The organism is Kineococcus siccus, assembly GCF_009906795.1.
Lineage (GTDB): Bacteria > Actinomycetota > Actinomycetes > Actinomycetales > Kineococcaceae > Kineococcus > Kineococcus siccus.
The window spans coordinates 1-9,993 of the sequence record NZ_JAAALN010000159.1; the positions used below are offsets into that span (position 1 = coordinate 1).

Genomic DNA, 9,993 nt, shown 5'->3' on the forward strand with positions numbered 1-9,993 from the left:
CGTCCCGACCGGAGGCACCCCGCGCCATGGCCCGCACCCTGCTCGTCGTCCCCACCGGTCACGGCGCCGGCCTGACCTCCGCCTGCCTGGGCCTCGTGCGCGCCCTCGACGCCCGCGGCGTCGCCGTCGGCTTCCACAAGCCGCTCGCGCAGCCCGTGCGGACGGGCGACGAGAGCCCCGACCGCTCGGCCGCGCTCGTCCGGCTGACCACGCACCTGCACCCCGCCGCCCCGATCGAGGCCTCCCACGTCGTCGAGCGGCTCAGCCGCGGGGACCTCGACGACCTCATGGAGGAGGTCGTGGCCGCGGCGGAGGACGTGCTCTCGCGCCACGACGTCGTGGTCGTCGAGGGGCTCGTGCCCTCCGCCGAGCAGGTCTACTCGGGCCGCGTGAACCAGGCCCTGGCGACCGCGCTGGACGCCGACGTGCTGCTCGTCGGGTCGGCCGGCGCGGACACCGACGACGCTGCGGTGGAACGGATCGCGGAGGACATGGCCGTCGCGGCGGGCACGTACCGCACGGGCGAGGGCGTCCGCGTCGTCGGCGCGGTGGTCAACCGCTGGCGCGTCGCGGAGGACCCGGAGGCCGCGACCAGCCGGATCGCCGCGCTGCGCACCGCGCTGGACGTGCGGGGCATCGCCCTCGTCGGCGCCGTGCCGTTCCGCACCGACCTCACGTGGCCGCGCGTGCGCGACCTCGTGCGCGAGCTCGACGTCGAGGTCCTCACCCATGGCGACCAGCAGCGGCGCGTCAAGGAGGTCGTGGTCGCCGCGCAGGCGGTGCCCGGGATGCTGCCGCTGCTGCGCGAGGGCCGGCTCATCCTCGTGCCGGGGGACCGGCACGACGTGGTCCTCTCGACGTGCCTCGCGGCGCTGGGCGGCACCCGCCTCGCGGGCCTGCTGCTCACGGCCGGCGTCGCCATGGACCCCCGCGTGGCCGAGCTGACGCAGGCGGCCGCGGCGACCGGGCTGCCGATCCTGCTGTCGCGGCGCAGCACCTACGCCACCGCGACGGCCGTCGGCGCCCTCGACCCGGAGGTCCCCGCGGACGACGCCGAGCGGGCGCTCGCGGTCTCCACCACGGTCGCCGACGCCCTCGACCCCGGCTGGCTCGCCCGGCTGCCCTCCTCCTCGCACACGCCGCGGCTCTCGCCCGCGGCGTTCCGGCGGCGGCTCACGACCCTCGCGCAGGAGCGCGTGCAGCGCATCGTCCTGCCCGAGGGCGCCGAACCGCGCACCCTGCAGGCCGCCGCGGTGTGCGCGCAGCGCGGCATCGCGCGCCCCGTCCTGCTGGCGCCGCCCGCGGAGGTCGCCGCCGTCGCGGCGGGCCTCGGGCTCACGCTGCCCCCGGGCGTGGAGGTCCTCGACCCGGCCGACCTCGTCGAGCGCTACGTCGACGTCCTCGTCGAGGCCCGCAAGCACAAGGGGCTGCGCCCCGACGTCGCGCGCGACTCCCTCGCCGACACGATCCTGCTCGGGACGACGATGCTCCAGGCGGGCGACGTCGACGGGCTCGTCGCGGGCGCCGTGCACACCACCGCGGCGACCGTCCGCCCTGCGCTGCAGGTGGTCCGGACCAAGCCGGGGGCCCGGCTGGTGTCGTCGGTGTTCTTCATGTGCCTGCCCGACGACGTCGTCATCTACGGCGACTGCGCCGTGAACCCCGACCCCGACGCCGAGGACCTCGCCGACATCGCGCTGCAGAGCGCGGCGTCGGCGCGCGCCTTCGGCATCGAGCCCCGGGTCGCGATGATCAGCTTCTCGACGGGCTCCTCCGGCTCGGGCACGTCGGTGGACAAGGTGGCCGAGGCGACGCGGATCGCGCGCGAGCGCGAACCCGACCTCGTCATCGACGGGCCCCTGCAGTACGACGCCGCCGCGGTGGCCTCCGTCGCCGCCTCCAAGGCGCCCGACTCACCCGTCGCGGGCCGCGCCACGGTGTTCGTGTTCCCCGACCTGAACACGGGCAACACGACCTACAAAGCGGTGCAGCGCAACGCAGGTGTCGTCAGCATCGGCCCCATGCTGCAGGGGCTGGCGAAGCCCGTGAACGACCTCTCGCGCGGCGCGCTGGTCGACGACATCGTCTACACGATCGCGCTCACGGCCATCCAGGCGTCGCGCGGCTGACGTGCTGCGGTGCGGCCGCCCGCCCTGCGCCGGGAAGGACCGGGGGACGATCGCTGTTACCCTGGACAACGACGGTGTCGATGCCGTCATCTCAGCGGGCGAGTCGCCCGCGAGGTCGCTTGAGTCTCTTCCCTCGACTTCCGCGCGTATCTGCTGACGCGCCCACGGCCGGGGGCCGACCGCTGTGCGGCCGCTGACCCCTGTGGAGTCATTGCACATGCCCCAGTACGACCGTTCCACCCGTTCCACCCGACCGTCCTCCGACGGTGACTACAGCTCCTCCCGCTCGTACCGGTCCGAGGACCGCGGCGGCTCGTCCTACCGCTCCAGCGGCCCCCGCTCCGGCGGCTACCGCGACGGCGCCTCCAGCTCCGCCCCCCGCTCCGGTGGCTACGGCTCCGGCTCCTCCTCCAGCAGCTACGGCTCCTCGGGCGGTGGCTACCGCGGCCGCAAGACCAACGCCGGCCCGCCCCGCGCGGCCCGCAGCTTCGCGCCCTCGCCGATCGAGCAGGCCCTCGTGGCCGCCGAGCAGATCGAGGTCGCCGAGTCCACGTTCGCGGACCTGGGCCTGCCCGCCGAGATCGTCTCCGCGCTCGAGCGCCGCGGCATGACCGCGCCCTTCGCCATCCAGTCCCGCGTCCTGCCCGACGGCATCGCCGGGCGCGACGTCCTGGGCCGGGCCCGCACCGGCTCCGGCAAGACGCTGGGCTTCGGCCTGCCGATGCTGGCCAGCCTCGCGGCGGCCGGCGACGCCCGCATCACCGGGGCCCCCCGCGGCCTCGTCGTCGTCCCGACCCGCGAGCTCGCCATGCAGGTCGCCGACGCGCTGCGCCCCCTGGGCGACGCCGTCAACCTGCGCCTCGCCGTCGTCGTCGGCGGTGTCCCGTACGGCCGCCAGATCGCGGCGCTCCAGCGCGGCATCGACGTCCTCATCGCGACCCCCGGCCGCCTCGTGGACCTCATCGAGCGCCAGGCCGTCTCGCTCGAGGAGGTCCGCGTGACCGTCCTCGACGAGGCCGACCACATGGCCGACCTCGGGTTCCTGCCGCACGTGCGCGGCATCCTCGAGGGCACCCGCGCGGGTGGCCAGCGCATGTTCTTCTCCGCGACGCTCGACCGCGGCGTCGAGGCGCTCGTCCGCGACTTCCTCACCGACCCGGCGTTCCACGCCGTGCCGGAGGACAAGACGGCCGAGCTGAACATGGAGCACCGCGTGTTCTCCCTGCGCCCGCACGACAAGCTCGCCGTGCTCACGGAGATCTCGAAGCGCCCGGCCCGCAGCATCTTCTTCGTGCGGACCAAGCTCGGCGCGCAGCGCCTGGCCGACCAGCTGCGCGAGGCCGGCGCCCCCGCCGAGGCGATCCACGGCGACCTGCGCCAGGCGCAGCGCTCCAAGGCGATCGACGCGTTCAGCGCCGGGGAGACCCGCGTGCTCGTCGCGACCGACGTGGCGGCCCGCGGCATCCACGTCGACGACGTCGACCTCGTCGTGCACGTGGACCCGCCGAACGACCACAAGGACTACCTGCACCGCTCCGGGCGCACCGCCCGGGCCGGCAACAAGGGCACGGTCCTCGCGATCGCCCTGCCGGACCAGGTGCGTCGCTACGGCTGGCTGCACCGCGACGCCGGCGTCACCGCCACCACCGAGACCGTCTCCGCCGGGGACGAGATCGTGCGGGCGGTCGCCGAGTCGGGCGAGCCCGTCGTCGTGAAGCCCCGCCGGACCATGGAGCGTCGCGAGGGCCGCGGCCCCCGTGACGGCCGTGGCCCGCGCGGTCCCCGCAGCGGTGGCTTCCGCGGCGGCCCGCGTCGCGAGGGCGGTGCGCCCCGCGAGGGTGGCGCCCCGCGCGCCCCGCGTCCGGAGAGCTCCGCTTCCCGCGACTGACCGCAGCCGCAGTGCCGACGGGCCCGGTTCCTCCTCGGAGGAGCCGGGCCCGTCGTGCGTGGCGTGCAGGGGCGGGTTGGCGGCCGCGGCAGGGGGCGGCGAGGATGGGGTCATGCCTACCCGCACCGCACGCACCGCCTGGAACGGCACCCTCGAGGCCGGCTCCGGCCAGGTCGAGCTGTCCAGCTCGAAGGTGGGGACGTACGACGTCTCCTTCCCCAAGCGCGCCGCCGACGACGCCGGGGGCACGACGAGCCCCGAGGAGCTCATCGCCGCCGCCCACTCCTCCTGCTTCGCCATGCAGCTCTCGGCCCTCATCGGTGAGGCCGGCGGCACCCCCGACAGCCTCGAGGTGACCGCGGACGTCTCCCTCGGGCCGGACCCGGCCGGCGGCTTCCGCCTCACCGGCATCACCCTGACCGTCCGCGGCGAGGTCACGGGCCTCGACGCCGACGGCTTCGCGAGGGCGGCCCAGGCCGCCAAGGACACCTGCCCGGTCTCCAAGGCGCTCACGGGCGTCGAGATCACGCTGGACGCCTCGCTCGACTGAGCCTGCGCGACTCGACCGCACGACGACGCCGGCGCCCCGCCCAGGAGCGCCGGCGTCGTCGCGTCCGGTCGGTCGGCACCCGGGTGCGGCGCGTCAGGCGTCGTCGCGCGCCGCGGCGGCCGCCAGCACGCGCGCGAGGGGGCGCAACCGGGACCCGCTGTGCGCGCGCAGCGTCGGGGTCCCGTCGTCGTCGCGTCCCAGCGCCCACGTCTCGCCGTGGTCGCCGAACCCGCTGTCCTGCACCACGCGCAGCCGCTCGCCGTCGAGCACCTGCAGCCGCGTGACGACGGCCGCCGGGTCCTCGCGCTCGGGGTGCAGCGCCAGCAGCGCGGTGCCGCAGCGCACGACGTCCAGCACGCCCCAGGGCGAGGCCCAGCGGCCGCAGAACGCGTCGAGGTCGTCCACACCCGTCTCCTCGCGCCAGTGCTCGGCGAACAGGTCGACGATCCGCACGGTGCCGAGCGCCAGCTCCGAGGCGGGACCGTCGATGCAGTTCGTCAGGACGCTGACCGCCAGGCGTGCGCCGGGGTCGAGCAGGCTCTGGGTGATGTGGCCGGGGAAACCGCCCGAGTGCCCGACGAGCGTGCGCGCGCCCACGCGCTGCACGACGAGGCCCAGGCCGTACTGCCGGTCGCTGCCCTCGACGGCCCAGCCGGGGTGCTGGGCCAGCCGCAGCGAGTGCTCGTCGAGCAGGGCCTCCGGCGAGGCGGGGCAGTGGGCGGAGAACCACGCCGTGAGGTCCTCGGCCGTGCTGCAGAACCCCGTGGCCGCCGCCATGGCCCGCGTGTCCGCGACCGACAGCGGCCGTCGGGCGCCGGCGGTCGTGATGGACGTGTGCCCCGTCGCGAGCGCGTCGCCGCGGGCCGGGTCCAGCTCAGGTGTGGTGCGCCCCAACCCGAGCGGCGCGATGAGGTGCTGCGTGACGTGCTCGGCGTAGGAGGTTCCCGCGACGGCCTCGATCACCGCCCCGAGCAGCGAGTAGCCGATGTTGGAGTACTTGAACCGCGACGAGCGGGGCAGCAGGGAACCGCCCGCGGTGACCGCGGCGCGCAACCCCGCGGTGTCGAGGAACTCCCCGTCCAGGCACCAGAAGTCGCCCGCGGGCCCGTCGCGGGTGACCCCCGCGGCGTGGGCCAGCAGTTCCCGCAGGCTCGCGCGGCCCAGCTCGTCGTCGGCCTCGGCGACCCAGGGCAGGTGCGCGCCCACGGCGTCGTCCAGGCGCAGCCGGCCCTGCTCGGCGAGCAGCAGCACGGCCGTCGCCGTGAACGTCTTGGAGTGCGAGGCGACCCGGAACACGTGCTGCGGCGTGAGCGGTTCCCCGCTGCGCACGTCGGCGGTGCCGTGCGCGCTCGAGAGCACCAGGTCCCCGGCGAGGCGCACCGCGACCTGCACCCCCGGGACGCGCTGCCCGCGGGCGCGCAGGGCGATCCACGTGTCGGCGTAGCGGGCCGCGGCGGCCACGACGTCGTGCGTCAGGGGTGGGGTGGTCACCTCCCGAGGCTAGGGCCTGCCCCCCCTGCCCTTCCCCGGTCCCGCCCCGGCGGGTCCATGATGTGCCGGGTGACGCACCAGCTGTTCGACATCAGCGGCCGGACCGCGCTGGTCACCGGGTCCAGCCGGGGGATCGGCCGGGCCCTGGCCCAGGGGCTGCTCGAGGCGGGCTGCACCGTCGTGGTCAACGCGCGCACCGAGACGGCCGTGGCCGCGGCGTGCGCGGACCTGACCGCGGCCACGGGAGGCCGGGCCGTCCCCGGCGTGTTCGACGTGACCGACTCCGCGGCCGTCGCCGCGGGCGTCGCGCGCATCGAGGACGAGGTCGGGCCGCTGGACGTCCTGGTCAACAACACGGGCATGCAGCAGCGGGCGCCGTTCACGGAGTTCTCCGACGCCGACTGGCGCCGCATCCTCGACACGAACCTCACGAGCGCGTTCTACGTCGCCCGCGAGGTCGGCCGCCGGATGGTCCCGCGCGGGCACGGCAAGATCGTCAACGTGCTGTCGGTGCAGAGCGAGGTGGCCCGCCCGGGCATCGCGCCCTACTCAGCCACCAAGGGCGGGCTGAAGATGCTCACGAAGGGCATGTGTGCCGACCTCGCCCCCGCCGGGATCCAGGTGAACGGCCTGGGGCCCGGCTACTTCCAGACCGAGCTCACGGCCGCCCTCGTCGCCGACGAGGAGTTCAGCGCGTGGGTGCGGGGCCGCACCCCGGCCGGGCGGTGGGGCACGGTCGACGAGCTCGTCGGCGCGCTCGTGTTCCTCTGCTCGCCCGCGTCCGACTTCGTCAACGGCCAGGTGCTGCACGTCGACGGCGGCATGCTCGCCGTCCTCTAGGAGGAGGACCCGTGACCACCACCACCCCCGCGGACGTCCCCGCGAGCGACGTCGCCGTCGTCGTCCACGGCGTGCGCGACCTGCGGGTCGAGACCCGGCCCGTGCCGGCCCCGGCCCCCGGCGACGCGGTCGTCCGCATCGCCTACGGCGGCGTGTGCGGCTCCGACCTGCACTACTGGACGCACGGCGCCGCAGGCGAATCGGTGCTGCGCGCCCCCATGGTGCTGGGCCACGAGGTCGTCGGCACGGTCCTCGTCGCGGCGGCCGACGGGTCCGGGCCCGCCGCGGGCACCGAGGTCGCCGTGCACCCCGCGGGCACCACCGACCCCGCGGCGCCCTTCCCGCCGGGCCGGCCGAACCTCTCGCCCGCGGGGACCTACCTCGGCAGCGCCGCGCGGTTCCCGCACACCGAGGGCGCGTTCGCGCGGCACGCGGTCCTGCCCGCGAGCACGCTGCGGCCCCTGCCGCCGGGCCTGTCGCTGCGGACCGCGGCCGTCGCGGAACCCGCCGCCGTCGCCTGGCACGCCGTCGCCCGCGCGGGGGACGTGGCCGGCAAGCGGGCGCTCGTGGTCGGGTGCGGGCCCATCGGCCTGCTCGTCGTGGCGGTGCTGCGGCGCGCGGGAGCGGCCGAGATCGTCGTGTCCGACGTGCACGAGCGGCCCATGGCCGTGGCCCGGGAGCTGGGGGCCACCCGCGGGGTCGTCGCCACCGACCCCGACGGGATCGCGGCCGTCGCCGCGGACGTCGTGTTCGAGAGCTCGGGCTCGCCGCGCGGGCTCGCCTCCGCCGTCCGGGGCGCCGCGCGCGCGGGGACGGTCGTCATGGTGGGCCTGCTGCCGTCGGGGGAGCAGCCGGCCCTGCTGTCGCTCGCCATCACGCGCGAGCTGGACCTGCGGGGCAGCTTCCGCTTCGCCGGCGAGATGGACGACGTCCTCGCGGCGCTCGCCGACGGGTCGCTGCGCGCGGACGCCGTGGTCAGCCACGTCGTGGGGGTCGACGACGCGCTCGCGGCGTTCGAGCTCGCGCTGGACGCCACCGCGTCGAGCAAGGTGCTGCTGGAGTTCTGACGCCGGGCGGGAGCAGCGGTCAGCGGGCGGGCGGGCCCACCGGCGGGTCGCCGAACAGCGGTGTGAGCCGGGCCCGCGCCGCCGCGAGGTCGAGGCCCCGCTCGGCCACCCAGGCGTCGCGGTAGTAGGTGTCGAGGTAGCGGTCGCCGTCGTCGCAGATGAGCGTGACGACGCTGCCGCGCTGCCCCGCCCGGCGCATGCGGTCCACGAGCCGCAGCGCCGCGACGAGGTTGGTGCCGGTCGACGCCCCGGCCCGCACGCCCAGGACCTCCAGGAGCATCCGCGCGGCCGCGATCGACTCCTCGTCGGGCACCTGCACCATCTCGTCGATGACCGACGGCACGAACGAGGGTTCCACGCGGGGGCGGCCGATGCCCTCGATGCGCGAACCCCGCGCCGTCACGGTGCGCGAGCCCGTGCGCCAGGCCTCGGCGAACGCGGACCCCTCGGGGTCGGCCACCGCGAGCAGCGTCGCGTGCCGCTGGTAGCGGCAGTAGCGGCCGATCGTCGCGCTCGTGCCGCCCGTGCCGGCCCCGACGACGATCCAGGTCGGCTCGGGGTGCGGCTCCAGCGCCATCTGCTCGAAGATCGAGCAGGCGATGTTGTTGTTGCCGCGCCAGTCCGTCACGGTCGACGCCGTCGAGAACTGGTCGAAGTAGTGCCAGCCCGGCTGGGCCCCGAGGCGCTCGGCGGCGGCGTACACCTCGCCGGGGTCGTCGACGAGGTGCAGGTGCCCGCCGTGGCGGCGGATCAGGTCCAGCTTCGCGCGTGCCGTCCCCGCGGGCACCACGGCCGTGAACTCCAGGCCGACCAGGCGCGCGAAGTAGGCCTCCGAGACCGCGGTCGACCCGCTGGAGGCCTCGACGAGCCGGGTCGCGGGACCGATGTCGCCGTTGGCCAGGCCGAACAGGAACAGCGACCGCGCGAGGCGGTGCTTGAGCGAACCCGTCGGGTGCGTGGACTCGTCCTTGAGGTACAGGTCGACGCCCCACGCGGGGGGCAGCGGGAACAAGCGCAGGTGCGTGTCGGCGCTGCGGTTGCCGTCGGCCTCGACGACCTGGACCGCGCGGTGGACCCACGCGCGCTCCTGCGCCCCGCGTCCGCCACCGGACTCCTGCACGTGCCCCCCTCGTCCGCGGTCGACCCCCGCGCCTCACGGTAGCCGGGGCCTGCGTCCCCGGGCGCTGTGCCCGACGCGCCGGAGCGGTGTCCGCTCAGACGCGGCGCCAGTCGTCGGAGGTCAGGTGCGAACCGGCCATGGGGCCCATCTGCAGCATCCCGCCGTCCACGCCCCAGGACTGGCCCGTCACGTAGGACGCCTCGGCGGAGCAGAGGAACCCGACGACCGCCGCGATCTCGCGCGCGTCCCCGGGCCGGCCGAGCGGCACCCCGGGGCGCGACCGCGTGTGCGGGTCGACGTCCGTCTGCCCCGTCATGGGCGTCGCGATCTCCCCGGGCGCGACGGCGTTGACGGTGATCCCGTGCTCGGCGAGCTCCAGCGCCGCGGTCCGGGTCAGCATGCCGAGCCCGCCCTTCGCCGCGCAGTAGGCGCTGGAGCCGACGCGGGGCTGGTGCTCGTGCACGCTCGTGACGTTGACGACGCGGCCGCCCCGCCCCGCCGCGACCATCACCCGGGCCGCCCGCTGCAGGCAGCAGAAGGCGCCGTCGAGGTCGGTCGCGACGACCTCGCGCCAGTCCTCGTAGGTCATGTCGAGCAGCGGCGTCGACGCCCCCGTCCCGGCGTCGTTGACGAGCACCTCGACGCCGCCCAGCGCCTCGGCCAGGTCCGCGACGACCCGGCCCGCGGCGGGCGGTTCGCGCAGGTCGAGGTGGCGCAACTCGGCGCGCCGGCCGAGCTCGCGCACCTGCTCGGCCGTCGCCTCGCCGTCGGCCTCGGACTGGAACCACGTCTCGCCGACGTCGTGACCGCGCCGGGCCAGCTCCACGGCCACGGCCCGGCCGATGCCCGACTCCGACCCCGTGACGATCGCGGGCCCGGGCGGGCCGGACGGCAGGGGGCTGCGGAGG

8 protein-coding genes are annotated in these 9,993 nt (G+C 76.1%); 5 read left to right on the forward strand and 3 right to left on the reverse strand.

Features of this window, described 5'->3' with window-relative positions; all coding sequences use genetic code 11:
- Positions 1-26 precede the first annotated feature (26 nt).
- The 3 genes from pta (at position 27) to GTR02_RS15890 (ending at position 4,567) form a co-directional block, all read left to right on the forward strand.
- A complete protein-coding gene (gene pta / locus GTR02_RS15880; protein WP_166608470.1) occupies positions 27-2,129 on the forward strand; it encodes a phosphate acetyltransferase in 2,103 nt (700 codons plus the stop codon).
- 217 nt (positions 2,130-2,346) lie between these two features.
- Complete coding sequence (locus tag GTR02_RS15885; protein ID WP_166608471.1) at positions 2,347-4,017, forward strand: DEAD/DEAH box helicase; 1,671 nt, start codon at positions 2,347-2,349, stop codon at positions 4,015-4,017.
- A gap of 112 nt (positions 4,018-4,129) precedes the next feature.
- Positions 4,130-4,567 carry an OsmC family protein gene (locus GTR02_RS15890; protein WP_166608472.1) on the forward strand — a complete coding sequence of 146 codons (438 nt, stop codon included), beginning with the start codon at positions 4,130-4,132 and terminating at the stop codon, positions 4,565-4,567.
- Positions 4,568-4,660: 93 nt separating this feature from the next.
- On the opposite strand, the gene GTR02_RS15895 is transcribed toward GTR02_RS15890, so the two are convergent.
- Positions 4,661-6,058 (reverse strand): serine hydrolase, encoded by a 1,398-nt coding sequence (locus tag GTR02_RS15895; protein ID WP_166608473.1) that lies wholly within the window; start codon positions 6,056-6,058, stop codon positions 4,661-4,663.
- 60 nt (positions 6,059-6,118) lie between these two features.
- On the opposite strand from GTR02_RS15895, the gene GTR02_RS15900 reads away from it, so the two are divergent.
- Positions 6,119-6,898, forward strand: coding sequence for an SDR family oxidoreductase (locus GTR02_RS15900; RefSeq protein ID WP_166608474.1), 780 nt, complete (start codon positions 6,119-6,121; stop codon positions 6,896-6,898).
- A gap of 11 nt (positions 6,899-6,909) precedes the next feature.
- The gene (locus GTR02_RS15905; protein ID WP_166608475.1) at positions 6,910-7,965 is read left to right on the forward strand and encodes a zinc-binding dehydrogenase; all 1,056 of its coding nucleotides are present in this window, start codon (positions 6,910-6,912) and stop codon (positions 7,963-7,965) included.
- Positions 7,966-7,984: 19 nt separating this feature from the next.
- On the opposite strand, the gene GTR02_RS15910 is transcribed toward GTR02_RS15905, so the two are convergent.
- Together GTR02_RS15910 and GTR02_RS15915 are read right to left on the reverse strand one after the other, a co-directional pair.
- The gene (locus GTR02_RS15910) at positions 7,985-9,085 is read right to left on the reverse strand and encodes a pyridoxal-phosphate dependent enzyme (RefSeq protein WP_166608476.1); all 1,101 of its coding nucleotides are present in this window, start codon (positions 9,083-9,085) and stop codon (positions 7,985-7,987) included.
- A 94-nt stretch (positions 9,086-9,179) separates the two neighbouring features.
- Complete coding sequence (locus GTR02_RS15915) at positions 9,180-9,980, reverse strand: SDR family oxidoreductase (protein WP_166608477.1); 801 nt, start codon at positions 9,978-9,980, stop codon at positions 9,180-9,182.
- Between the last annotated feature and the right edge of the window lie 13 nt (positions 9,981-9,993).